Origin of the sequence: Paenibacillus xylanexedens (assembly GCF_007680605.1) — a bacterium.
GTDB lineage: Bacteria > Bacillota > Bacilli > Paenibacillales > Paenibacillaceae > Paenibacillus > Paenibacillus xylanexedens_B.
In genome coordinates this window covers 39,401-63,585 of sequence record NZ_VEIO01000012.1, presented here as the reverse complement: position 1 = coordinate 63,585, position 24,185 = coordinate 39,401, and the positions used below count along the sequence as shown (strand labels likewise).

Sequence of the window (24,185 nt, the reverse complement as noted above, 5' to 3'; positions counted from 1 at the left end):
CGTTAGAGCAGGAGTTACGATGCCGTGTCTGCAAAAAAATAAAAACAAGGCCGTCTTAAGCCCAGTGCAGCTCAACCGACAGCCTTGTGTTTGCATACTTAGTCCACATTCTTCCCCGTGTTGGGGTAATTCATTCCTGCTGTGCGACGTGAAATTAAAGTTTTAATGGGACCGATTTAATTACTCAGACATTACGTCATTTCGCATATCCATCTCTTCGCAACATAGCCGCCTAGGCCTTACTTGTGAATGGTATTGTAGACCTCAACCGCACGATCCAAAAACTGCTCAATCTCTTCTCTCGACTTACGCAGCTTGTTCACATAGCGCACCAGTTCACGTCCATCTGTGTAGGCTACAAAACTTGGAATACCCAAAATATTTTGCTCCTGACTTACTGTGCCCACCTGATCAACATCCACTTCAATCAGGGTCAAGTCACGTGAATACTTCGTTTCCACCTCAGGCATAAACGGATCGATGTATTTGCAATCCCCGCACCAGTCTGCCTTAAATACGGCCACTGTCAAACGTGGAGATTGGATCGCCACATCAAATTCCGGCTTGGATGTAATCTGTTCCATGGTCACATCTCCCTTTCTGTACCTTGTCTCCTTCTAAGTGAAGCAAATTGGTGATTGGAAGTCAAATGTTCAGCGCATACTTAGAATAACCACAAGTCCTGGCATATCAAACACAGATATTCATGAAAGGATGTTCCATTCATGACTTCCACCAGAAATGACTCTTCGGAAAACCAGCATTCAGGTTCCATTGTACAGATCATCCGCTCCATTCCCGGAGCAGCCCTGGAAGTATGGCGCGGTAAACAGGCTGCATGGCATGCATCTGCACAGCTTAGACATCCTCTGCGTGACCTGAATTGGAACGCAGATACGGCTGCTGCTCTGCAAGCTGAGGTGGAGAAGCTAATCCCTGCAACAGGCAAGCCATCTCCTGCTCGCAACAATCAGGCGCAACGTGCACTGGTGTGTGAGGAGGACTGCATTATTCTCGAAGAAATCAAAACCTTAACACAGCAGCAGAATCGCAGTAATGTGAGTCGCACCGCCGCTTATCTGGAATGCTACGAGCAGTATCCCGAGCTGCATTGGGCGCTACTGGCGCATATGGTATCCCGCAACGGCGGATATCATATGACCGACCTGCACAGTGACCTGATGCATAATCTGCAAAATCAGAAGGATCGTGAGCATATGTATCGCTTGCTGGAGCGGTGCAATGCCCTTATTTTTCAGGATGCCTATCCTCAGTTGCAGCTGTATATCCACAGTCGCCGGCTTGGACGAAGCTGCTTCCATCTGTTGTCTCATTTTCACGTATCGTCGTTTATGACCCCGTTCTGGGAGCGATTTTGGCTCGAACGTTGCAGTTCCATACTCAGTGTGGCCTTAATTATTAATGAGCAGAACTATATTGAGAGTCGTGTGGTGCAACATCCTTATTTTCAAAAAGAAGTGCTCTCCAAACCTGCTTTTCATCTGCACAATCTGGCCGGGCTGAACCACATTGTTTTCCCTCTTGCACAAGGAGGCGGGCTCGTCGGGCGGGTCATTGAGCATTTTGGCAAATTAAATGAACGTATCCAGTTCGGCAAAGGACTGTATGCCCTGTTATTCGGCGTAGAGCAAGTGCTTCAGCAAGTACTGGACTTCGCACGAACCGTGCCTCATGGTGGCTCACGAGCCGAATATTGGCCAGATCTGTTTACCAGGCAACATGAAGGACCAGGAGACCACGATCTGTACACGGATGCTTTACTGAATGAGGAATGGCTACCGGAAGGTCAGCGTCTATATTCTCCTGAGTTGCTCACCGTATGGGGGGACACACCGTATGAGCCAATTACAAGACATGACTGGCTGGAAACGCGAGATTGCCTCGGATACCTGACTGCGCCACGCCGACCTTGGCTGTTTGAGATGAGTCATGAGCATCGGTATGGCATGTTAAAAACAGCACTCGCTCATGATGTACAGGCGATCACTCACTAATCTGGAAGTAACATTGCGAAGCAAACAATGCACCCTTAAAAATGATTTCCGCCATAACGGAAAACTGCCCTTGGCAATAAAAAATAAAGCGCCGTCCGCTACAAGAGCAGACTGCGCTTTATTCAGGAGGGATAGATCCCCCATACCAACCAGACTGAAATGCATTCATTCGGAACGTTACGCGTTACGCTGGCAAGACGGGAGAATGTCCATTAACCTGGCAACACACGTAGAATATTCACGTTGTGAATGGCTTTTATGTTATCCCCGTTGTCCGGCGCCGCGTTGCAGACGCATAAGCGGACGGAGAATTTTTTGCAAGATCCGCGGGTAACTGCTTAGCTCGTCCTTACGCAAGACACGAAGAACAACCATCAGCACCAGATATACCACAACGACCAGCACACCCACGACCATACAGGTTAACAGGAAGGATACCCGTGCAGGCAAGAACGCACCAAAGATCTGGTTTCCGCTCCAATTGGCCGCAAAACCCACAGCTGCCGCGAGAAGCACCGTGATGATAAATCCAATCCAGCGATCCCCCATAATCGAGAAATCCACAATTTTACGCAATACACGCAGATTCAGGTACGTAATGACCAAGAAACATAACGCAGTTGCGATAATAATCCCGTAAATACCGAAGATCGGCGCCAGGATAAGACTCGCAATCAGCTTCACGATAATTCCTGCCGCTACGCTAATCATCGTGATTCGTGGTTTCCCAACCCCGAGTAGCATGGAGTTCGTCGTCATCATCGTAATCTGGAAGATGGTGCCGAACGTCAGCAACGCAATAATCGGTGTACCGTCAGGAGTTGTGAACAGCAATCCGTTTACCGAATAAGCCGCCGCACACAGGGTAATCACAATCGGCATTCCCGTCAGAATGGAAATACGTAGCGCCAGCGTCACCTGATTTTTCAGATGCAGCTCATCTTTGCGGGCAAAAGCCGCGGAAATGACAGGCACAAGGGACTGACTGAGCGCTATGGCCAGAATTGGCGGGATACCGGCTATACTTTGGGCTTTGGCGCCAAGAATCGCAAGTACGCCTGTAGCTTCTTCCAGGCCGATCCGCCCACTAAGCAGGGGAACGACGAGGGAAGAGTCGATAAAGTTGATTGCCGGAACAGCAAGCGAAGATAAAACAATCGGAATCGAAAGTTTGAAAATATCCGTGTAAATACCGCGCATCGGCAGTTGCTCTGCTCGCTCATAATGCAGCTGTGCCGCACGATCACTTTTGCGCAGCTTTAATGTGAAGTACAGCATTACCGCAAATGCACCAATGCTACCGAACACACCACCGAAAGATGCCCCGGCTGCAATCGTCTGATCATCGTAATTCCATTGCAACATCACATAGGCCACAATAATCGCTACGCCTACGCGCGCAAACTGCTCCACGATCTGCGAGATACCACCTGCGGTCATATTGCCGCGTCCCTGGAAATAACCGCGCATCATCGCGATCGCCGGGAAGAGTAGCAGGGCCGGAGCAAGCGCCCGGATGGCACTCACGGATTCAGGTACTTTGGAAATATGGGTGGCATAAAATGGTGCCGCGAACCATAACAGAACAGACATGACCACACCGGCCACGGCCGCAAAGATCAAGGCTGCACGGTATATCTGCTGCGCTTCACCCGCGCGTCCGAGCGCGTAGCGTTCCGAGACCATTTTACTCAGCGTACTCGGTATGCCCGCCGTTGCGACAGTTAACAGCATTAAATACACCGTATTGGAGATCGTAAACGATGCGTTACCGATATCCCCCAGGATATGCTCCAGCGGCACACGCTGCACCAGACCGAGTACCCTTGCAATCAATGCGGCAGCCGCCAATATGAGCGTACCTTTAATAAATGTTTCCTTCTTAGACAAAACGAATTCCCCTTCTTTCCCCCACACCGGACCTCTCCGGCCCTAAGCTAGCTACCTGATATTCTAGGCGAATCGAACCACCCAAATAATGAATAGAACAATCATCACGAGTTGCAAAATAATTTTCATCACCGTGCTGGTAAACAGCCCGACGACAGAGCCAAACCCAACTTTCGATGCTTTGGAAGGCGAGGAACCGCCGATCAGCTCTCCGATAAACGCACCGATGAATGGCCCCAGGACAAGTCCAAAGGCCGGAATCACGAACGGGCCAATAATTACTCCGATGGTACTCAGCGTTGTAGACAGCTTGGAGCCGCCGAACTTTTTCACTCCCCAAGCACTCACCACATAATCCGCCACAAACAGTACTACCACGATCAGAATCTGAATAATCCAGAACCAGACCCCAAACGGATCAAAGCTGAAGAACCAGCCGTAGACCAGAAATGCGAAGAAAATCGCGATTGCACCCGGCAGAATCGGGTACACCGTACCTGCCATACCTACTGCAAACAGCAGTACAATTAAAATCCAGCCAACGGTTGCGAGCAAAGGTTACTCCCCCTTCAAAATATGTTCACGAATCAGATGGGCAATGCCATCCTCATTATTACTTCCGATAACCAAATCTGCCGCTTGTTTCACTTGCTCCTGTGCATTGCCCATCGCAACACCCAGACCGACCGCTTCAATGACAGCCAGATCGTTCAGACTGTCGCCAACAGCGACCACCTCGGACATGTCGATGCCCAGCAATTGGCATACTTCAGCTACACCGGTAGCTTTCGATACGTTCTCCGGGTTTACCTCAATGTTTACAGGAGAGGAATTGGTCATTTGCAGACCGCCCATGTCCTGCAGTTCCATCATAATCTGATGACGAATCTCATCATCCTCGGTGGTAAATCCAAATTTCAGCCATTCTAATCCTTCGATGTTATCCGTCCAGCGATCACGGTTATACAGCTCTTCCACGGAGTATGCCCAGTACCAACTGTTATATTTCTCCCCGATCTCGTGCATCTTGCGAATTAACGCCGGGTCCATCAGATGGCGCAGGTGAAGCTCATGTGGAGCTTTCCAGACCTCACTACCGTTGACCGTAACCATTGGTGTTTCCAGCCCAAGCTGCACCGCATATGGCATGGCGTGGTATACGGCTCTTCCTGTAGACAAGCACACATGCACCCCGCGACGAATGGCAATCTGAATCCATTTGGCCGTCTCCTGTGTAATTTCATGATTATCATTCAGCAACGTGCCGTCCATATCCAGGGCCAGCAGTTTATATTTCAGTTCGCTCATGTTGTGAATCCTCCTCCAGTATGTCTCTCTCCTCTAAAACAACAAGATCGCCCGGTATCCGCGAAATGGCGGACGCCCCGGACGTCACAGCTAACGACATTTTACCACAGATCACGCGTATGCAACAAAGTAACCTGTATTTGAATCTTTGAAGCTGCATAGCCCATTTTCCGAAAAAACTGGAATATCAAAAACCGCCTGCTATGCAGACGGTTATCGTCATTTATGAAATCATGTTCAACGTGCGGCATATTTACGGCGAACATAACGAAGTACAATGCCATGTTTCGGTGACAGAAGTAACGCAAGTACAAACAGAATGCCGGCCACAGCCACCATGCATCCTGCAATGGAAGCATCCATCGCGTACGCCATCAGGTAACCGCCAACAGAGGAAGCTGCACCGATCAGTACCGCATACAGAATCATTTTACCAAGCTGATCCGTGAGCAGATAAGCCGCAGCCGCAGGTACAATCAGCATACCTACCACAAGAATGGAGCCTACACTTTCAAAAGAGGCAACGGACGTCATGGATACGAGTCCCATGAGCGCATAATGAAATAAAACGACCGGAATGCCGCAAGCCGCTGCCAAAGCCGGGTCAAAAGCGCATAATTTGAACTGCTTGTAGAACAGTCCTACAACAACGAGAATAACAAGTAACGTAATCCCCAGCATCCAGACGGCTCTAGGTCCTACATCCATTCCCCACAGTGTTAACGTATCCCATTGTACATAGGCAATTTCGCCGAACAATACACAATCCAGATCCAGATCGATATGCTGTGCATTCAGACTGATCAGGATCACCCCCACAGCAAAGAGCGCCGTAAATACAATACCGATGGATGCATCCGAAGACAATCCTCCCGCTTGGAAAGTCTGAATGAAAAATACCGTCAACAACCCGAACACGGTTGCACCCAGCAACATCCACAGGGAGTCTCTGGAGCCGCTCCACAGAAACGCAATCGCAATCCCCGGAAGCACGGCGTGACTGATTGCATCTCCGACCAGAGCCATACGTCGCAGAATCAGGAAGCAACCGAGAATGGCGCAAGCGGAGGAGACGAGTATTGCGGTTAGAATAATCCAAAATGTAGCCATCTACATCTCCCCCTGCTTCTGTGTTTGAGGCTGTGCAACATGTACCTGCAGCGCGGCCTGCTCTTCACGCATATAAGTCGATTTCGCCTGGATGCTCCGTAACTTGCGGGCAAGCAACCCTCGCCTTGGTGCGAACAGCGCAGATCCAACAAACAGCACCGTAGCCGCAAGCACAGTTACCGGTCCGGTAGGCAGATTAGGGACAAGCGTGCTGAAGAGTGTTCCTACGGCACCGCTTAATGCGCCGAACAATCCAGCCAGCAACACCATCAGTGCAAGCGAATTGGTCCAGCACCTCGCCGCTGCTGCTGGAGTCACCAGCAGTGCCGCTACAAGCACTACACCTACCGCCTGGATTCCGGCGACAACAGCTATAACCGTCAGTAGCAGAATGAATTGCTCCAGTACTCCGACCGGCAATCCCATACCTCTTGCAAAACCCGGATCAAAGCTCACGAGCTTGAATTCCTTGAACCAGACAAGGCAAGCGATGAGTAATACAAGACTTACCCCACCCATCACATAGACATCCGTAAGCACCATCGATGCCGCTTGCCCGAACAGGTACTTGTCAAGCCCGCTTTGGCTTCCACTTGCACTGTGCTGAATACGTGTCAGCATCACGACACCAATACCGAAAAATACCGTCAGTACGATGCCCATTGCCGCATCCTGCTTAATCCGTGAAAACCGGGTTATCCATGAAATACCGAAAGTGGCTACTATTCCTGCAATGAGTGCGCCAAACAGAAACAATCCAATCGACTTCGTTTCCGTCAACATAAACGCAATACAGATTCCAGGCAATGCCGCGTGTGCCAATGTATCGCCCATCAGACTTTGACGACGAAGAAAGGTAAATGAGCCGATAATGCCACTGCTGAATCCGAGGAGCAGACAACCGAGCAAAATCCAGCGTGTGTTCGGGTCTGACAATATAGAAACAACCCAATTCCACATCACTACACCTGGCCTTTCTCCGCTCGGCTGCCGATCATCGCAATGCGACCTCCGTAGGTTTCCTGTAATAAATCCGGTACAAATACTTCTCTTGTTGGCCCGGCGGCAACCAAACGTCCGTTGAGCAACAATACATGATCGAAGTACTCTTCTACCGTTGCCAGGTCATGGTGAACAACTAGAACGGTCTTGCCCTGCTTTTTTAATTGCTCTAGCAGGGAGATGATCGCTTTCTCTGTCGTTGCGTCCACTCCTGCAAAAGGTTCATCCATGAAATACAAGTCCGCATCCTGTACCAGTGCTCTGGCCAGGAATACGCGCTGTTGCTGTCCGCCGGACAACTGGCTGATCTGCCGATACATGTAATCCCCCATACCGACTTGCTCCAGGCAATGAGCAGCCAGATCCTTTTCCTTTTTCCCCGGGCGGCGGAACCAGCCCAGATGTCCGTATCGTCCCATCATAACCACATCCAGCGCATGTGTCGGAAAGTCCCAATCTACGGACTCTCGCTGTGGCACATAACCGATACGCCGCCTTGTTTCACGATAAGATCGTCCAAAGATCTCAATGTCACCGTGCATTTTCGGAACAAGCCCCAGAACCGCTTTGATCAACGTTGACTTGCCTGCACCGTTCGGTCCAAGAATGCCGATGAGCTGCCCCTCAGGTACATCAAAAGAAACATTGCTGAGCACCGGCTTTTTGTGATAAGCCACGGCCAGGTTTCTTACACGAAGAGGCGAAGAGACCGTTGCTTCTCCTTGTCCGAGCTGGCTATTATCTATAGTTTCTAATGCTTGTTTTGTTGTATTGGTATTTTTCATCATCATAGCTCTCCTCTCTTCAGATGATCTATTACTTCAAAGCCGCCGCGATCGTTTCGACATTGTGCCGCACCATTCCAATGTAGGTGCCTTCAGCCGTTCCTTCGGCTCCCATCGCATCAGAGAAAAGTTCACCGCCAATACTCACCGTATGTCCCTTCTCAGCTGCTCCGGCTATGATGGCCTCCATCGCTTTCGCAGGTACACTCGATTCGATAAATACGGCTTTGATTTGATTCTCCACAAGGAAATCTCTTAGTTCACTTACATCTTTGGCGCCATATTCTGCGGCCGTGCTGATACCTTGGAGACCCATCACTTTAATGCCATAGGCTTGGCCAAAGTAACCAAATGCATCATGTGCTGTGACCAGCACTCGGCTTTCCTCAGGGATCTGCCCGATTTTCTCCCGGACTTCCGCATCCAACGCTTCCAGCTTCTCCAGATATGCTGTTGCCTGCGTCTTATACTGTTCCGCATGATCCGGATCTGCTTCCACCAGCGTGTCACGAACGGCTTCGGTTGCACGCATCCAGTGCTTGACGTTAAACCATACATGCGGATCATACTCCGTTCCACCTGTTGCTTGACCGGAATGCAGTTCCTCTACCGGGATTTTTTCGGCAACTGCGGTAACAAGTTTGCTTTTGGACATTTTCTCCAGAATACTGGTCATTTTTCCTTCCAAATGCAAGCCGTTATAGAAGATAACCTTGGCTTGCTCCAGTTTGCGAATATCGCCTTGGGATGCCTTATACAGATGTGGGTCTACTCCCGGTCCCATCAATCCGGTAACCTCAACATATGCCCCGCCCACCTCTCGTGCTACATCCGCAATCATGCCTGTGGTTGCCGTAACCTGCACTTTGCCGTTGGCGTCTGTTCCCGGAGTACCAGAGCAAGCGGTAAGCACAATAATAAGTACAACACAAGCCATCGTCATGACTCCACGTTGAATACTCCTCATCTTCACCATTAACAAACCAACCTTCCCCTTTCCCTGTCCTAAAATATTTGTCCATAACTAATTAAGTTGTACAAGGTACCAAATTTTAAACTCGTCTAATAATGTTTCCCTTGTGCAAATTTTATCCGATGGAAAAACAAAAGGCAAGGGATATTTTCCCTTGCCTGTCCTATTACTTATGAAGTTCAATATAAAGCCGTTTATCCAACATTTTTACGAGCATGCCGTTATTCTCTGAATTTTATGCCCTTAATCATCAATCTTGTTCTTTATTCTGGTCCTTCTTCCCCTTGGGGATGCCATCCAGGCCATACACTTCATCGTATGCATCAAAAATTTTGCGTGCGATCGGGGAAGCACTGACCGATCCAAAACCGCCTTCCGGCACGATAACCGCTACAGCCAGTTTCGGTTTGTCTCTTGGCGCAAAGGCGATAAAGACACCGTTCTCCTTTTTATTCGGTCCGGTTCCTTGCTCGGATGTTCCTGTCTTTCTGGCAAAATCATAAGGGAACCCGTCGAAGGAGCTTACTTTGGTGACCATTCCTTTATGCACTTCGTTCCAGTGTGCATCCGCAAACTGCACCTCATTAAGAACCTTTGGCTCAAACTTCTTCACCACATTGCCATCCGCATCACGGATTTCCTTCACCAGGTGTGGCTCCATTCGTTTGCCCTTATTCGCAAGCATAGTGGTGTATTGTGCCAGCTGCATCGTCGTATATTTGGCTTGCTGACCGAATGACGCAAACGCAAGACGTGTCAGTGCAGACTCATCATTGTCTGCTTTATACTCCAACTGACCAAGAAATTCTTTGGGCAAATCAATCCCTGTCGATACACCTAAACCAAAATCCTTCATGTATTCGTCCCACTTATCAATGGCCTTGTCTCCACCATATTTACTCAGCAAACGTTTGCCCACCATATCAATCATGAATGCATTGGACGACTTTTCAATGGCTCTGCGTGCCGTAATGTTCCCGTTATACGCCGAATGTGAGTTTCTCACTTGCCGACCATCTTTACCTAATACAGCGTAACCTTTATCAGGATAAGTACTCCCCGCAGTGAACAGTCCCTCTTTCAAACCGATGAGCACACTCAGCGGTTTAATGACCGACCCAAGCAGCACAACGGACTCTGCCCGTTTTCTAGAATCATCAGGAGGAAAAGATTCCGTCGTCCCGTTTCGGAAAACATACTTGATTTTGTCGTAATCCCAATCATTTGGGTCATAGTCCGGCATACTCGCCATGGCTACCACATTACCTGTGTCCACTTCCATAGCTACGGCGTATCCCGTAATAGCCTTCGGCAGCTTTCGTAATTCATCCGTAATGGCCTTTTGCGCGGCAAGCTGGACCTCCTTGTTGATGGTGGAGATCAGACTGTATCCCTTCTCTGGTGGAGTCAACTCCATTGCGCCTGTAGGCAAATTCCGAGAGTCAATATCAATGGATTGATATCCACTTCGTCCGCGAAGTTCCTGCTGATACTGCAACTCCAACCCATCGAATCCAACCCGCTCATCCTGAGTGTAGACCAGTCCAGGATCACGCTGAGAAGTGGATTGCTCTATGATCGATTTGTACTGCTTGAGTGTTGTGGGTACTCGCTTGAATTCCCGTGTATAACCAATAACCTGGACAGCAACACGATCAGGGTCATATCTCCGTACATTCTCTTCCAGCACCATAACGCCGGGATACTCCGTTTTTTTCTCCAGAAAAAAAGCAATTTCCTGAGTCGTCAGATCGGACTTGACCAGTCTCGGCACATAACCGAATGTCTTCTGATGATCCAGATCCAGCCGTTTAATAATCTCCTCTGCATCTGGTTGCTTCTCGTCTCCTGGGTTAAATCGTTTGAATATATCCGCAAGTTCACGAGCCAATCCTTCGGCTTCCTGCCTGCGATCATCATTACGATAATCTTCATACAACAGCACATACAGTGACTGTACTGGCTCCGAATAAGCAAGCGCCACTTTCCCGGTAGCATCATAGATCGGGCCGCGCACCGGGGCTAAAGGAATATCTTTTGTATTACGCGTAGATTCCATATACGTCAGTTCAGGCCCTTCGACAAACTGCACAAATGCCAGTCGGAAGATCAGAATGCTGAATATGACAAATGCCACGAAAAAAAACACATTCAGCCTCGCGCTGGAAGGTTTATTTACCGCTCTCTCATCTTCATTCGGCGGTTTATTTTTAAGTCGATTAAACATATGCTCCCCTCTCCGTTCTATGTACAAGTGTAAAAATTACGCTATCTATTCATACCAAAACTTCATAACAGACCCAAACAGACAACAGAGCCAAATGGAATGGCAAACACTCACCTCTTAAGTGTAGCAAATGCCGACTGTAACGTCTTTCTATTTTTGGTTACATTTCCGTAATACGAATCATTCATAAAATAATACAACAGTGCGTCCTACTCTAGATTTTGGCTAACGCCCTGCCCTATGTATATAACGTAAGAAGACTGTCTGGGTTCCATAAAAATAGAAACAAAAAAAGGCCCCGTTCTGGGGGCCTTTTAACCTATGGAGAACACGACCTCCATCACCGCATCACTGCGTACTCGTTTCTGTTTCTTTATCTTTATTTTTTTTCGGAACACCATCCAGGCCGAATTCCTGGTCGTAAGCATCGAAAATCGCACGTGCAACCGGAGCCGCACTGTTGGAACCGAAGCCCCCTTCAGGGATCATGACAGCAACAGCCAGTTTTGGATTGTTACGGGGTGCATAAGCGATAAATACCCCGTTATCCACCAGCTTCCCTCCGATATTCTGTGTCGACGTACCTGTTTTTCTGGCAAAATCATAAGGGAAGCCGCCAAAGGCAGAAACCTCGGTGGCCATACCACGCTGTACCTCATTCCAATATGCATCACTGAAGTCTGCTGTGCTGAGTACCTTCGGTTTCACCTTCTCCACCACATTGCCTTCGGAATCCCGGAACTCTTTAACAAGCTGTGGTTCCATGCGTTTTCCTTTGTTGGCAAGCATCACAGTATACTGCGCGAGCTGCATGGTTGTGTATTTTCCTTGTTGTCCAAAAGATGCATATGCTAGTTTGGTCAAGGAACTTTCCGTTTCATTTTCATATTCTTTACGCCCAGCCCATTCATTCGGCAAGTCCACTCCTGTTTTTACACCAAGACCAAACTGCTCCATGTACTTGTCCCAGACGCCAACGCCATTAGCACCATATCGTGAGTACAGCTTCTTACCAATCTCGTCAATCATAAATACGTTAGAGGAATGACGAATGGCGTCACGAGGGTACATGGCACCGTAAACGTGGCCTGATGAGTTCTGTACGCGGCGGTTATCTCCACCAAATGTGGTCGAACCTCGGTCGATATACACCGAGTTCGTGGTAAAGAAACCTTCCTTCAAACCGATCAACACACTCAGTGGCTTAATTGTTGAGCCGAGCAACACGACAGATTCAGCCCTTTTTCTGGACTCACCAGGCAGGAATCCCCTAATTGTACCGTTCTGGTAAATATATTTGATTTTATCGTACTCTTCTGTGCTAATGCTGCCTGTTCTCCACACATTCGTATCATAATCAGGCATACTGGCAACCGCTACAACCTTCCCTGTATCCACTTCCATTGCTACAGCAAAGCCTGTTTTGGCATTGGGATGCAGTCTGCCGGATACCGGATTACGGTGCAGCCAGCTTAGCTGATCCATGATCGCTTGCTCAGTTTTCACCTGCACATTTTTGTTAATGCTGGAGATCAGATCATACCCTTTTTGCGGCGGGGTTGTACCCGCTACCCCTTCAGGCAAGTTACGCAGGTCAATGTCTACCGATGTATATCCACTTTTCCCCCGCAGCTTATCCTGATACTGTAACTCCAGTCCATCGAATCCGACAAACTCATTCTCCGTGTAGACCAGACCTGGATCAGTCTGCGTTTTGTTCGCTTCATCTACCTCTTGATACTTCTTCAATGATTTCGAGCTTTTGAATTTTTTCAAATAACCAATGGATTGAACGGCCACCGTATCCGGATCGTAGTAACGTACACTTTCCTCTACGATCTGAATGCCTTTGAATTCATCCTTATGCTGGAGGAAATAAGCAACCTCTCCTTCAGACAAATCACTCTTGATCAGACGTGGCATAAACCCGTTGGCCTTGCGAGAATTCAGATCCATTTCCTCCATGATCTGATCCACGGTCAAGGATTCGGAATTCGGGGTTTTATATTTCTCAAAGACATCATGCAGACGCGTAGCCATCTCTTGCACTTCACCAATTTTCGGATTCGGCTGTCCATCCACATCCCCGTAGTTTTTGTACAATGTAAGATACAGTGACTGAATCGGCTTGGAATACGCCAGTTTTACCGTACCCGTGGAGTCGTAGATGGTTCCTCTCACCGGCGCAAGCGGCACATCTTTCGTAATGTTACTTGCTTCTTCCTGACTGAGCTCAGGTCCTTCGACAAACTGTAAAAAGGCCAAACGTACAATAATTACACTAAAAATAACAAAGGAAGCGAAGAAAAATACGTTCATCCGGTAGCTGAAACGCCGTTTGTCCGCAAGTTCATCCTTCTCATTGGAATGCTTTTTCATTCATCCTACCTCTTTCATGACTTGATGCATACCGCAGAACCCTAACTTCCCGGCATGATAACCTGGCAACGTCGTCATATTCCGAACCTTATCCGTGTCCGGTGTACTATCAGGCTGACTGATCTTTCAGATGCGTGTCGGCAAAGTTAGGCGGGTTAAACCAATCTCCGCTGATGGCCCACGTTGGATCAAGCGGAACCCAGCGATGAGAATCACTCAAATAGACTTCATTCCATGCATGAGGGCCGTAGCCTCCCTGACCGTTATATCCCAGACCTGTAACAACCTTCACATCAAGCCCTTGGGAACGAGCCATCACCGCATATAAGCGGGCATAATCGATACATACCCCTTTGCGTGTATCAAAGGTATTCTGAGGGGTCTGTTCATGCCATATTCCCCTCTGCTCATAATCGTCCACTTTCCCGTAGTCGTATTGAACCCGGGTGCCAACCCAGTCATACAGAGCCCTGGCTTTTGCCTCATCCGTAGATTTTCCTTTGACAATCTCCTGTGCAGCTTGCTCAATATCGGCCGGAATATTGTGGTCAATCACTTCATACTTTCGTTGTAAAATGCCCCCAAGTTCCTTCTGCACAGCCTGCGTGAATACCGGAAGCTTGTCCTTGATAAACGTACCCGACAAAGGCTCAATCACCGATTTAGCACCCTGCATATAGATTGGAGATGCCTCCACATAACGGCTGAACATACTACCCGGATAGAGACTTACAATCATAAACAATACGGCAATCACCATGATCCCTCGGACCGAACCGATGACTGTTCCAATCACTGCGCCTGTCAGTCGGCTAATAATCCCTTTTGGTGCAGCTTGCTCATCTCCTGCATGTCTTCTGCGAAATATGAAGGAAGTTAAAAATCCAAGAATCATGCGAATCAAGCCGTAACTTAGGACAAATAATACGGCAAATCTCATTAGCGGGAAATCTGCGATCGCTGTAACCAACGTATAATACAACTGCTCCCACCGGTTCAACTCACGATTAGGCATATCCGCGGCATGTACAGACAACCATTGCTGTACATAAGGCGCAAGCCATAACGTCAGACCGATGGATAACAAAATACCAATGACCGCCATAATACCGTCCATCAGGAAACCAAAGAGTCTCCCCGCAGAACGTGAAGCCCCTCTGGACCATCCCTGTAATAAGGATGCTGCTACGATTAGTACCAGCAAAATGGTAATCCCATTAAACTCCTTCAGGCTGTCCAGCCAAGTTTGCAACACGTCTTCATTCCTCCTTTAATAACTATGAAGCAGGTGCTGTTTTGTTGTTTTGTGCCTGTTCGACAAATGTACGGATCGTTTCGTTGTCCATCTTCCATTCTCCAAGCGAAATGCCGCGGAACGTCACATCGACTGTATCCGACTTCGTGCTACCCTTAATTTCAACATTAGGACTGGTAATCGTAAATTCACCATTTTGCCCCGCCGTATAAGTTGCCTTGGAAGCTTCCTTCAGCATGATGCTTGTTGCTTCTTTCTTGAGTGTGTCCATCGTGCTGGATTGCACGTCTGTGACGGTTTGTTTGATCTGTTCAATGGAGATGCCGCTGTATATCAGCAGAGCCGCAATAATGATGATGGCAATCGCCCATTTCAACATCGTTTTGACCACATTCAGAACAAAGAACAAAATGATCAGCGCAACGACGATCACCAGCCAGTTCTGCATCACAAACTCTTTGATTACTTCTATGTTCATGATTACACCTTCCGAATTAGAATTGATTCATGACTACCCGAATATTATACATGATTTCCGAACCCGCTGTCAGCTAAGCCCTCTCCGGCAAAAATAAACGGTCTAAGTTCGTCCTGCGGGGCGTACAAGTAGTACCATGAGGATTCGTTCCGACGAACGTGGACACGTTCAAGACCTGTGTACAAACAGGCATCGCCTAACAAGGAGGGGCTCTAGTGAAAACGGCTATCTGGCTATACCTGTTTTTGTTTCTAGCTGTGTTTGATCTGCATGCCCAGTATCCCATTCTTACACCGTTTGCGATATCGCTCGGTGCGGCTCCAACCTTTATCGGCTGGATGATGGGCATCTATTCCTTAACCCACCTGCCTGGCAATCTGATTGCTGGAACACAGATTGATAAACACGGGAGCCGTCGATATATTGTGTTCAGTCTGGTAGGTGCGGGTATTATCCTACTTCTGCAGGCTCATATTCATACCCCTTGGCAACTGCTCGCGCTACGTTCTATCAGCGGCTTTGTATTAGCCTTTCTGTCTCCGGCATGTCTGGCCCTGCTCGCTCAGCTCTCCAATGACCCGGTGAAACAAGGAAAATACATGTCGGGTCACGGTGTCGTACACACCCTGGCTTCTGTGGTGTCACCAGCCGCAGGTGCCGTGATCGTCGGTGCCATGGGCTTCTCTGCCACCTTCTCCAGTCTAGGCTATCTGCTCATCCTGACAGGTGCCATCGCACTGTTCACGATGCCGCGTAGCCTTGTACGCCAGCCGCAACCATTGACGGAACCCGCAAAACCTGGTCTTGCGTCTTCCGGCTCGGCTAAAGCTAACTCTGATCATACGCCAGCAGAAGCGCCAAAAGCATTCCTGCCTGTTTCCTGGCGTTATTTCATGCTTCCCTTGGTCATTGCCTGCGCTCAAGGTATTCTATTTTTCGAATTACCGCTACGAGGAGGTGGGCATTCTTCCATGATGTCGACGGGTTTACTGTTTTCAATCATTAGCATCGGTGCGCTATTTACACTCAGCATGCTGTTTCTTAACCGTTATTCGCCCAAACTGCGCTTAGTTGCTGGTGTGCTACTGATGTCATTGAGCTTTTTTGTGATGGCAGCCGTTCCGCAAATTTCGTTATCTATCGTGTTATTTGTGCTTGGGATGTCCAAAGGCATCATTTTCCCCGCAATGGCTACACTTTTTATTCACTTAAGCGGTGGTAGCAAGCTTGGGCGTATTTTCTCTCTGCAATCGATTGCCACCTCTATTGGTTCGTTTATTGGTCCGATTACGGCTGGCCAGCTGAGGCTGGGAGTATCTCCTTATTTTATTGCTTTTATTTTGTTGATGGTCGGCATCTTGCTACTCCCCTATTATACGTCAAGACATACTGCCCCGCTCTCATCTTCCGATGCGAAAAGCATCCTGGGGTGAAGTATCTAAGCTTGTTCTGACCAACTTATGCGTTAGAGCCTTCTGCAGAACAATTTAAACTTTGCATCATTCCCCCATTTCCAGATACACTATAAGTACATTCAGTCGATTTTCGCTGTAACATTTCCCGGGGAATGTCGACAACAGCTCTCGAATCAGGGGTGAATAAGATGCCTATTCATGTCATTGTGGAAGGTAAGAATGATCGCAGTAAACTCAAACGTTTAGTGGGTCCAGAGATCAATATTTTGTGCACATTCGGAACGCTGAACTCCCTTAAGCTGGAGACGCTGCGCAAGCAAGTCGGATATGATGAAGTTTATTTATTCATGGACAATGACAGCTCAGGCAAAAAAATAAGAGGTGTACTGCGCGATGCTTTTCCCGATGCGGTACAAATGTATACAAGACGTGGGTACGCAGGGGTTGAAGGCACACCTGATGAATACATCATCTCGCAATTAGAGAAGGCAGGACTGGAGGAATATATCCAGTATCCTGACGAACCTTCGTATTGAAAGAACAACGACAAAAAGGCTGTTTCTGGTTATAGCAACCAGAGACGGCCTTTTCTAAAGACTTCGTGCTTAACGTTCTACGTTGTTATTTTTTAATCAGCCTGCGAATATCCTCTGCGATGGCTTCTGGCTGCACGTCTTCCGTATTAAAAGCGTTATACACCTTGCGAAGCTGGTTATTCTCATCCACCAGACCAATCATGTTCATATGGGCAAAATCATCCTTATTCTCGCCTTCGATCAGAATCTGGAACGATTCTTTGGCGAACTGCTTGGTTTTATCCATATCCCCACGCAGGAAATACCAGCCAGAATAATCCGCGTGGAAACGGTCGGCAAAGGTTTTGATCTTCTCTCTCGTATCCACTTTTGGGTCGAAGGAAATCGATACAAAGGATGCCTTATCTCCGAAAGTTCCATCTTCTTTCAACAAGTCCTGCACCTGAGACAGTGTAAATGTCGTAATCGGGCAAACATCAGGGCAACTGGTGAAATAAAAGTAGAACAATCGCACTTTGCCTTGCGTATCCGCCAGCGATACGTTACGACCATCCACATTTTCCATGGAAAACGATTGGATCTCCCGAATCTCGGGTAATTTCTCCTGGCTGGCAAATGCCGTATTCCACATTAAATACACCGCCATAATCAATGCAATACCGAGCAAAATCCATGTCCATTTGTATTTCTTAATGACCTGCATCCTCTTCTCTTCCCCCTGACAATGTACTAGTGAATGCGCATACATATTTGATCCATAAAAACCCTCTGTTAAGCTTCCCTGGCTTTCTGATACAAAATGATTTCGGTTAACTCGCTCAATTAAATTCTACGTTATCATTTCGGCCAAGGGATACATATGTATAATACAGTGCCTTCATTACGGGACATATCTTGGTTTATGACAAGGTCGTTGTTCACAAAATATGTCTCATCGCGACATGTTTATTAATCCACGCGACTTCCGATATAAATTTTATCACAAGAATCCAGAAAATAGTTTGACAATGTTCGTACATTTGTTGGGAAATGGACAGAATGTTCCCAGCGCTCCGCATGTTTTGCATACAGGCAGGTGGATAATATACACTAGAATTGGGTATCACCTAGATAGAGAAGGTTAATTTTGATGAGCATACACTGACGATACACCTTATAAAGGAGAGATTTATGGATACCTCTACACATTTTGTTATGGGCATTGGTCTGGCGGGTCTCGCCTATGTTGATCCTGTCGTTGCAACCGACCCCATGCTGGCAGCTGCCGTCATGGTAGGCACGATCGCTGGCTCCCAAGCCCCTGACATTGATACTGCACTGCGTTTTAAAAGCAATTCGCTCTATATTCGAAATCATCGGGGACTGTCCCACTCGTTGCCGTTTCTATTGTTATGGGTGCTGCTACTTACGGGTGTGATCGGATTGATTTTTTCAGGAGTTTCACTTGGTCATGTCGCCCTCTGGACTGCTGTAGCTGTAGGTGTACATGTCTTTACCGACTTGTTCAATACGTATGGAACACAGGCAGCCCGTCCTTTTACAGAACGCTGGATTGCCTGGAACATCATTCATATCTTTGATCCGTTCCTGTTTACTACACATGTGATTGCGATTCTGTTATGGGCTTTCGACCTTATTGCACCTGCTCCACTCTTTACCACACTGTATATCCTGATTGGAATATATTATGTATGGCGTACAATCGCGCGGGCATTGGTGGTTCGAAAAGTGAGACGTATGGATAACAGTCCGGAACCAGCCAAATATATTGTCATTCCAACGATTTCCTGGAGCCGCTGGCATGTTGTCAAAACGAATACGGATGGGAGTTATGAGCTTGGTAAGATCGATGGTTCCGAGCTGACCTGGAGCCTGCATGCCACCTCGTCCACTCATGCGGCCGTTGTAGCCTCACGCAAGGCACCAGAGGTTAGTGCATTCCTCTATTTCACTTCTTATGCTGTAGCCGAGGTGGAGGAACTCCCTGCCGGATATAAAGTTCGCTGGGCTGATGTTCGGTATCGACACCGGAAACAGTATCCCTTTGTCGCCGTAGTGGTCATGGATCGCAACTTCAAAACAATCGATACCTACGTAGGCTGGCTAAGTGATGAAAAAATGGATAAAAAACTTTTATCTGCCCGCCCTTGACGCAGACCTTGGTTGCAGGGCACAATCGTTATAGGAACGATTGCGCGGGAAAAGCCCGGAGCGCTTATCCGCTCCGGGCTTTTACTGCTTTGGTATATAAATTATTTGCCAGACAGAGACTGCTCAGCGATTTGAACCAGACGTTTGGTGATATATCCACCCAAAGATCCAGTCTCACGGGAAGTGTAGTTACCATAGTATCCGTCTTGCGGGATAGTTACACCCAGTTCTTGTGCAGCCTCCATTTTCAATTGTTGCAGAGCTGCTGTCGCTTGAGGCACCACCAAGTTGTTAGAAGAGCGAGATCCTTGAGCCATATTTAAAATCTCCTTTCAATCTGTGTCTGTAATGTATTGCAAGCTTGCAAGATTATTATGGCTCGCACGCTTCAGGTTATACGAAAATTCAATAAATTTGTACATGGAGGTTTTTCCCAATGAGCAAAGGCTTATCCTTATGGTTTGCATTTTCTTCGATTGTTTTGTTAACGGTTACAGCAATCACGATTTCTTACAACGGCTGGCTTGCAGCCCTGCTGTTTGTTCTATCCATGGCTAATATCGTTTGGGGATTTGTCATCCGGGCGAAAAAAGAACGTCAGGAAGCCCGCTCGGCTTCCGAATCGGCTTCATAGCCTATTGCTATCCTATGAAGTTAATAAGTCAAAAAAGAGGAGGCGGATACATTCATCCGTCTCCTCTTCTATGTTCACATGGTTAATCGTTCATGGTCTTTATTCTAATTGACTTTGCTGAAACCGTGTTCCCGATTACAGCTTACGTCTAGGAACGAAACCCATCCGCTCTTTCACCGCATCCAGCGTCTTCGCAGCATCCTCTTCAGCACGACGTGCCGAAGTCTCTAATACATCAGCAAGCTCACCAGACTCACGAATTTCGTTATATCTTGCTTGTAACGGTTCGATAACAGAAACAACGACTTCCGCCAGTTCCTTTTTGAATGGACCGTACATTTTACCTTCGTAACGCTCCGCCACCTCATTCAGTGTCATTCCCGCACATTCCGCATAGATGCTCATCAAGTTGCTGACTTCCGGCTTATTGGCCGGATCATAGACAACTTCACGACCAGAATCCGTGGTGGCACGGCTAATTTTTTTGCGAATGACGTCCGGGGGATCTAACAGCGCGATGTAACTGCCGGCATTGGGGTTACTTTTGCTCATCTTAGAAGAGGCATCGTCCAGTGACATGACGCGAGCACCGACCTGAGGAATATAAGGCTCAGGAATCGTGAAATATTCTCCGTAGCGATGGTTAAAGCGTCCTGCCAGATCACGAGTCAGCTCCAGATGCTGCTTCTGATCTTCCCCAACAGGCACGAGATCTGCGTTATATAGCAAAATATCTGCAGCCATCAGGGATGGATAAACGAACAAACCGGCACCAACCGAATCTTTACCGGAGGATTTGTCCTTAAACTGTGTCATGCGTTCCAGCTCACCCATGGAGGTCAGCGTTGTCATCAACCATCCAAGCTCCGCGTGATGTGGTACATGCGATTGCAAAAATACATTCGACTTGCTTGGATCAATTCCTGCCGCGATGAACAATGCGGCTACAGCCTCAGACTGCTCACGCAGTGCTGCTGGCTCTTGTGGTACTGTGATAGCATGCAGGTCTACAACCATAAAATTACATTTGTAGTCATGTTGTAATTTCACAAAATTTTTAATCGCGCCAATGTAATTACCCAGTGTAAGCTTACCGCTCGGCTGAATGCCTGATAATACGGTTTTCATATCCCAATACGCCTCCCTGATTCACGTAGATTCTAAATAAGTTGAACTAAAGATTTTACACAACCCACTTCGATGACAGAATAACCTTCCAATCGCTGTTATCCCCAGATTTTTTTGATTCCTTATTCCAAAAGGAAAAATCCGGTGATACAGGCGAACGCTTCGCTTTTTCAGGTTTTTTCTATCCTCTCCGTTATCGTGTAAATGAATCGTCCAACTTAACTAGAAATTAGAATTCAAAACTTTGAACTTCTTGACTATCAACGCTTGGACACGAGCATATTCGCTCGCTGCGAACGCAAAAAAGCCCCACATCCGCAAGGGACGTGAGACCGTGGTGCCACCCTTATTCGCTCTCTACTCCTGTACCCCTCAATATGCAAGGGTATAGCAGGAAGAAAAAGCCTTCATTGTTCCGTAACGTGGAATAACCGGCATAACCTACTGAGATCTCTCTGCATGAGCTCGATCTGTTCAGCCATACACTCAAGGGTCCATTCAAAAAAGAGTTCACACCAGTTCACATCAACCACTGGCTTTCTGAAGAGAATACTCCTTGCCTACTTGTCCCCGTCATCGCTTTGATATCATTCAGTTCATAAAAACCTTTAGAACTCCATCTTAATGCGCATAAGCCTGAATGTCAAAATAGAATGAGTTTTTTTTCGCGAAGCTTAAAAATCTGTTATGATGGTATTGCTTATCCTGTGAAGGCTATGAAGCTGATTGCAGGATGTCTCAAAAGTTGGAATGATCACAATGACACGCCTGCAGCAGTCCAGCAAGCACAACTGCACGCAGACAGATTTTAAGTGGGAAAAGGAGCATCGATATGAAACAAGTGACCAAAGGTCAATGGAATGGTTACGACACGTATATCCTACATAGCCGTGAATTGGAAATCACCCTGTTGCCTCGTCTGGGAAATAACATCATCTCGATTCGCGATTTGGTGCAGAATCGGGATATCGTTCGTCGCCCGGACGAAAACGATCTGGCTTTCTATTTACAGAAGCCCTATCATTTTGGAGTCCCGTTGCTCATACCACCAGGACGTATTCACCAGGGACAATTCGAGTATGAAGGTGTACGTTATCAGTTCGATCAGAATACGGCAAATGGCAACCATATTCACGGTCTCCATCGTAGCCAGTCCTGGTGTGTCAGTGATATTGAAGAAGATGAAGACGGCTGTGCAATCACAACCGAATTATTAACCGAAAACGAAAAGCATTGGATGGAACAATTCCCCATTCCACTGAAACTTGAAATGACATTCAGTTTGAAAAATGCCGTACTGACCCAGAGACTGCGTGTCACCAATTTGAGTTCAACGCCTGCTCCCTTTGGGATGGGATATCATACATGGTTTTTGTTAGACGGTAAGCCTGCTGACTGGACATTGCAGCTACCTGTTTCCGGATTGTATGCTCAAAATGAAGAACAGCTGCCTACAGGCGAAATAGAAACGTTGCAAGAAGAATGGTCCTCTATCGGGGAAGGAATCAGCATGCAGGGACGAGACTGGGATACGTTGCTGCGTGCGGCGGAAGGTCAACCTGCGGTGGCTCATTTGCGGAGAAAAGATGGATATACACTGAAATATTCAGTGGATGAAGCTTATTTTAAACACTGGGTTTTGTATACCAAAGGGGTATCCGATCAATTCTTGTGTATTGAACCTTACACCTGGTTGCCGGATGCGCCGAATCTGCCACTGACTGAGGATGTAACTGGACTGATCCGGCTCGAACCAGAGCAACCTGTGGAGTTGCTTAGCCATATTGAGGTTGTTTCACCGATTGACTAAGCAATACTTCTTTTTACAATAGATGAACTACCTCGACTTTTGCTATTCTCGCAATGATTCAAAACAAGCCGATCCGCACTGGATCGGCTTTTTGAGTTGACATGCCTTCGTTTGATTATCCATATATTCCCTTACGCCATATCATGTATATTTCCTCATTCTCGATCCATACTAACATCACTAACCCACAAGGAGGTGAGACATATGTACGGAAGTCAAAACCAAGGTGGCGGAAGCCGCTCTAACAATCTGGTTGTGCCTCAAGCGAACGCAGCATTGCAACAATTGAAAATCGAAGCTGCGCAAGAGCTGGGTGTAACAATTCCTCAAGATGGTTACTACGGTAACTATACTTCCCGTGAGACTGGATCTCTGGGAGGATATATCACAAAACGTCTGGTACAAATCGCTGAGCAGCAATTATCGGGTCGTTCGTAAGCTCGTAATTATTGCTTGAGTGTTGCTGAAAATGAATGGCGGCCTTCTTCGGAAGTGCCGCTTTATTTCTATTTGTACTGAACATGTGTAACAAACTTAACGATATCATTCTCTCGGTTTGCAACATTATGAGCCAGATCCCGTACCCGAATCCAGATATGTATTCGTTCTAGGGTAGCGAATCATCAAGTTCGCCATGTTGTAATTGGATTCCATCGTCGCATCGATCATAATCATGCCTTGTCTGACAGTAAAATCATAGCTAATTTCACCATGTGTCCAATTCCGCTTGAATTTCAGTGTCTCCAATGCCATAGCGCGAAAGGCAGTACGTTGCCCTTGATTAAGTCCCTCACCCTCTATCTCCATCCGTCCATCTTTACCCGTTATCGGATTATGTCGAATTCCAAATTTCCCAATAACGTTATTTCGTATTTGCACAAAAACTACCCCTGAATCTAATCCTGACAGCTCCTGATCAAGCTCTTTAAACACCAAATCTAACTGTCTTGCTAATGAAAGTTGCTCCGTTTTCACGTTAACACTCCTCCTATTGTGCTTTTAGTCCTATAATACAAGGACTTACGACTCATTATATGACATCATATACGCTTCCTCAACAAATATAAACAAATTTGGGTAATTATCCCT

The 24,185-nt window shown here is 47.3% G+C and carries 23 protein-coding genes and 1 other annotated feature; of the genes, 7 read left to right on the top strand and 16 right to left on the bottom strand.

Annotation, left to right across the window (positions count from 1 at the left end; translation table 11 throughout):
• Positions 1 to 239: 239 nt before the first annotated feature.
• Positions 240 to 584: a thioredoxin family protein gene (locus FS818_RS26730; protein ID WP_090919572.1), complete on the bottom strand. Its 345-nt coding sequence runs from the start codon at positions 582 to 584 to the stop codon at positions 240 to 242.
• A gap of 141 nt (positions 585 to 725) precedes the next feature.
• Here FS818_RS26730 and FS818_RS26725 point away from each other — a divergent pair, with 141 nt between their 5' ends.
• The gene (locus tag FS818_RS26725) at positions 726 to 2,015 is read left to right on the top strand and encodes a DUF2515 family protein (protein ID WP_145336313.1); all 1,290 of its coding nucleotides are present in this window, start codon (positions 726 to 728) and stop codon (positions 2,013 to 2,015) included.
• Positions 2,016 to 2,276: 261 nt separating this feature from the next.
• Here the strand turns inward: FS818_RS26725 and FS818_RS26720 are convergent, their stop codons facing one another.
• The 11 genes from FS818_RS26720 to FS818_RS26670 form a co-directional block, all read right to left on the bottom strand.
• A complete protein-coding gene (locus tag FS818_RS26720; RefSeq protein ID WP_145336311.1) occupies positions 2,277 to 3,905 on the bottom strand; it encodes a putative polysaccharide biosynthesis protein in 1,629 nt (542 codons plus the stop codon).
• A 63-nt stretch (positions 3,906 to 3,968) separates the two neighbouring features.
• Positions 3,969 to 4,409, bottom strand: a complete 441-nt coding sequence (locus FS818_RS26715) for a DUF456 domain-containing protein (RefSeq protein WP_145336354.1) — start codon at positions 4,407 to 4,409, stop codon at positions 3,969 to 3,971.
• Between the two features lie 54 nt (positions 4,410 to 4,463).
• Positions 4,464 to 5,213: a Cof-type HAD-IIB family hydrolase gene (locus FS818_RS26710; RefSeq protein WP_090919577.1), complete on the bottom strand. Its 750-nt coding sequence runs from the start codon at positions 5,211 to 5,213 to the stop codon at positions 4,464 to 4,466.
• A 237-nt stretch (positions 5,214 to 5,450) separates the two neighbouring features.
• Positions 5,451 to 6,323, bottom strand: coding sequence for a metal ABC transporter permease (locus FS818_RS26705; RefSeq protein WP_145336309.1), 873 nt, complete (start codon positions 6,321 to 6,323; stop codon positions 5,451 to 5,453).
• Positions 6,324 to 7,283, bottom strand: coding sequence for a metal ABC transporter permease (locus FS818_RS26700; protein ID WP_145336352.1), 960 nt, complete (start codon positions 7,281 to 7,283; stop codon positions 6,324 to 6,326).
• Positions 7,284 to 7,285: 2 nt separating this feature from the next.
• A complete protein-coding gene (locus FS818_RS26695; RefSeq protein WP_145336307.1) occupies positions 7,286 to 8,110 on the bottom strand; it encodes a metal ABC transporter ATP-binding protein in 825 nt (274 codons plus the stop codon).
• A gap of 31 nt (positions 8,111 to 8,141) precedes the next feature.
• A complete protein-coding gene (locus tag FS818_RS26690) occupies positions 8,142 to 9,086 on the bottom strand; it encodes a metal ABC transporter solute-binding protein, Zn/Mn family (protein WP_145336305.1) in 945 nt (314 codons plus the stop codon).
• Between the two features lie 247 nt (positions 9,087 to 9,333).
• Entirely contained in the window at positions 9,334 to 11,310 is a 1,977-nt protein-coding gene (locus tag FS818_RS26685; protein WP_145336304.1) for a peptidoglycan D,D-transpeptidase FtsI family protein, read from the bottom strand.
• A 348-nt stretch (positions 11,311 to 11,658) separates the two neighbouring features.
• Positions 11,659 to 13,689 (bottom strand): peptidoglycan D,D-transpeptidase FtsI family protein, encoded by a 2,031-nt coding sequence (locus tag FS818_RS26680; RefSeq protein ID WP_145336302.1) that lies wholly within the window; start codon positions 13,687 to 13,689, stop codon positions 11,659 to 11,661.
• A 109-nt stretch (positions 13,690 to 13,798) separates the two neighbouring features.
• Positions 13,799 to 14,944 carry a transglutaminase family protein gene (locus tag FS818_RS26675; protein ID WP_145336300.1) on the bottom strand — a complete coding sequence of 382 codons (1,146 nt, stop codon included), beginning with the start codon at positions 14,942 to 14,944 and terminating at the stop codon, positions 13,799 to 13,801.
• 22 nt (positions 14,945 to 14,966) lie between these two features.
• Positions 14,967 to 15,422 (bottom strand): ATPase, encoded by a 456-nt coding sequence (locus FS818_RS26670; protein WP_145336298.1) that lies wholly within the window; start codon positions 15,420 to 15,422, stop codon positions 14,967 to 14,969.
• 215 nt (positions 15,423 to 15,637) lie between these two features.
• Between FS818_RS26670 and FS818_RS26665 the strand changes: the two genes are divergently transcribed.
• Together FS818_RS26665 and FS818_RS26660 are read left to right on the top strand one after the other, a co-directional pair.
• Entirely contained in the window at positions 15,638 to 16,855 is a 1,218-nt protein-coding gene (locus FS818_RS26665; RefSeq protein ID WP_145336296.1) for an MFS transporter, read from the top strand.
• Between the two features lie 170 nt (positions 16,856 to 17,025).
• The gene (locus FS818_RS26660) at positions 17,026 to 17,373 is read left to right on the top strand and encodes a toprim domain-containing protein (protein ID WP_090919605.1); all 348 of its coding nucleotides are present in this window, start codon (positions 17,026 to 17,028) and stop codon (positions 17,371 to 17,373) included.
• 85 nt (positions 17,374 to 17,458) lie between these two features.
• Here FS818_RS26660 and FS818_RS26655 read toward each other — a convergent pair whose 3' ends face one another.
• Entirely contained in the window at positions 17,459 to 18,076 is a 618-nt protein-coding gene (locus FS818_RS26655; protein WP_145336294.1) for an SCO family protein, read from the bottom strand.
• Between the two features lie 467 nt (positions 18,077 to 18,543).
• Between FS818_RS26655 and FS818_RS26650 the strand changes: the two genes are divergently transcribed.
• The gene (locus tag FS818_RS26650) at positions 18,544 to 19,524 is read left to right on the top strand and encodes a metal-dependent hydrolase (protein ID WP_145336292.1); all 981 of its coding nucleotides are present in this window, start codon (positions 18,544 to 18,546) and stop codon (positions 19,522 to 19,524) included.
• A gap of 101 nt (positions 19,525 to 19,625) precedes the next feature.
• On the opposite strand, the gene FS818_RS26645 is transcribed toward FS818_RS26650, so the two are convergent.
• Positions 19,626 to 19,841 (bottom strand): alpha/beta-type small acid-soluble spore protein, encoded by a 216-nt coding sequence (locus FS818_RS26645; RefSeq protein WP_090919614.1) that lies wholly within the window; start codon positions 19,839 to 19,841, stop codon positions 19,626 to 19,628.
• 119 nt (positions 19,842 to 19,960) lie between these two features.
• Here FS818_RS26645 and FS818_RS26640 point away from each other — a divergent pair, with 119 nt between their 5' ends.
• Positions 19,961 to 20,158 (top strand): hypothetical protein, encoded by a 198-nt coding sequence (locus FS818_RS26640; RefSeq protein WP_123064719.1) that lies wholly within the window; start codon positions 19,961 to 19,963, stop codon positions 20,156 to 20,158.
• Between the two features lie 135 nt (positions 20,159 to 20,293).
• Here the strand turns inward: FS818_RS26640 and trpS are convergent, their stop codons facing one another.
• Positions 20,294 to 21,286, bottom strand: a complete 993-nt coding sequence (gene trpS, locus FS818_RS26635; RefSeq protein WP_145336291.1) for a tryptophan--tRNA ligase — start codon at positions 21,284 to 21,286, stop codon at positions 20,294 to 20,296.
• A gap of 317 nt (positions 21,287 to 21,603) precedes the next feature.
• Positions 21,604 to 21,872 (bottom strand) — a binding site (T-box leader).
• 246 nt (positions 21,873 to 22,118) lie between these two features.
• Between trpS and FS818_RS26630 the strand changes: the two genes are divergently transcribed.
• Entirely contained in the window at positions 22,119 to 23,096 is a 978-nt protein-coding gene (locus tag FS818_RS26630) for an aldose 1-epimerase (RefSeq protein ID WP_145336290.1), read from the top strand.
• 204 nt (positions 23,097 to 23,300) lie between these two features.
• Positions 23,301 to 23,534 carry an alpha/beta-type small acid-soluble spore protein gene (locus FS818_RS26625; RefSeq protein WP_145336288.1) on the top strand — a complete coding sequence of 78 codons (234 nt, stop codon included), beginning with the start codon at positions 23,301 to 23,303 and terminating at the stop codon, positions 23,532 to 23,534.
• Positions 23,535 to 23,660: 126 nt separating this feature from the next.
• Here FS818_RS26625 and FS818_RS26620 read toward each other — a convergent pair whose 3' ends face one another.
• Positions 23,661 to 24,071, bottom strand: a complete 411-nt coding sequence (locus FS818_RS26620) for an O-methyltransferase (RefSeq protein WP_145336286.1) — start codon at positions 24,069 to 24,071, stop codon at positions 23,661 to 23,663.
• Positions 24,072 to 24,185 lie beyond the last annotated feature (114 nt).

Bases quoted from the DNA above. Each gene is read 5' to 3' on its own strand.
- FS818_RS26730 (WP_090919572.1), bottom strand. From the start codon at position 584: ATGGAACAGATTACATCCAAGCCGGAATTTGATGTGGCGATCCAATCT.
- FS818_RS26625 (WP_145336288.1), top strand. From the start codon at position 23,301: ATGTACGGAAGTCAAAACCAAGGTGGCGGAAGCCGCTCTAACAATCTG.
- FS818_RS26710 (WP_090919577.1), bottom strand. From the start codon at position 5,213: ATGAGCGAACTGAAATATAAACTGCTGGCCCTGGATATGGACGGCACG.
- FS818_RS26700 (WP_145336352.1), bottom strand. From the start codon at position 7,283: ATGTGGAATTGGGTTGTTTCTATATTGTCAGACCCGAACACACGCTGG.
- FS818_RS26650 (WP_145336292.1), top strand. From the start codon at position 18,544: ATGGATACCTCTACACATTTTGTTATGGGCATTGGTCTGGCGGGTCTC.
- FS818_RS26660 (WP_090919605.1), top strand. From the start codon at position 17,026: ATGCCTATTCATGTCATTGTGGAAGGTAAGAATGATCGCAGTAAACTC.
- FS818_RS26725 (WP_145336313.1), top strand. From the start codon at position 726: ATGACTTCCACCAGAAATGACTCTTCGGAAAACCAGCATTCAGGTTCC.
- FS818_RS26655 (WP_145336294.1), bottom strand. From the start codon at position 18,076: ATGCAGGTCATTAAGAAATACAAATGGACATGGATTTTGCTCGGTATT.
- FS818_RS26670 (WP_145336298.1), bottom strand. From the start codon at position 15,422: ATGAACATAGAAGTAATCAAAGAGTTTGTGATGCAGAACTGGCTGGTG.
- FS818_RS26680 (WP_145336302.1), bottom strand. From the start codon at position 13,689: ATGAAAAAGCATTCCAATGAGAAGGATGAACTTGCGGACAAACGGCGT.
- trpS (WP_145336291.1), bottom strand. From the start codon at position 21,286: ATGAAAACCGTATTATCAGGCATTCAGCCGAGCGGTAAGCTTACACTG.
- FS818_RS26630 (WP_145336290.1), top strand. From the start codon at position 22,119: ATGAAACAAGTGACCAAAGGTCAATGGAATGGTTACGACACGTATATC.
- FS818_RS26685 (WP_145336304.1), bottom strand. From the start codon at position 11,310: ATGTTTAATCGACTTAAAAATAAACCGCCGAATGAAGATGAGAGAGCG.
- FS818_RS26715 (WP_145336354.1), bottom strand. From the start codon at position 4,409: ATGGCAGGTACGGTGTACCCGATTCTGCCGGGTGCAATCGCGATTTTC.
- FS818_RS26690 (WP_145336305.1), bottom strand. From the start codon at position 9,086: ATGGTGAAGATGAGGAGTATTCAACGTGGAGTCATGACGATGGCTTGT.
- FS818_RS26695 (WP_145336307.1), bottom strand. From the start codon at position 8,110: ATGAAAAATACCAATACAACAAAACAAGCATTAGAAACTATAGATAAT.
- FS818_RS26645 (WP_090919614.1), bottom strand. From the start codon at position 19,841: ATGGCTCAAGGATCTCGCTCTTCTAACAACTTGGTGGTGCCTCAAGCG.
- FS818_RS26705 (WP_145336309.1), bottom strand. From the start codon at position 6,323: ATGGCTACATTTTGGATTATTCTAACCGCAATACTCGTCTCCTCCGCT.
- FS818_RS26640 (WP_123064719.1), top strand. From the start codon at position 19,961: ATGAGCAAAGGCTTATCCTTATGGTTTGCATTTTCTTCGATTGTTTTG.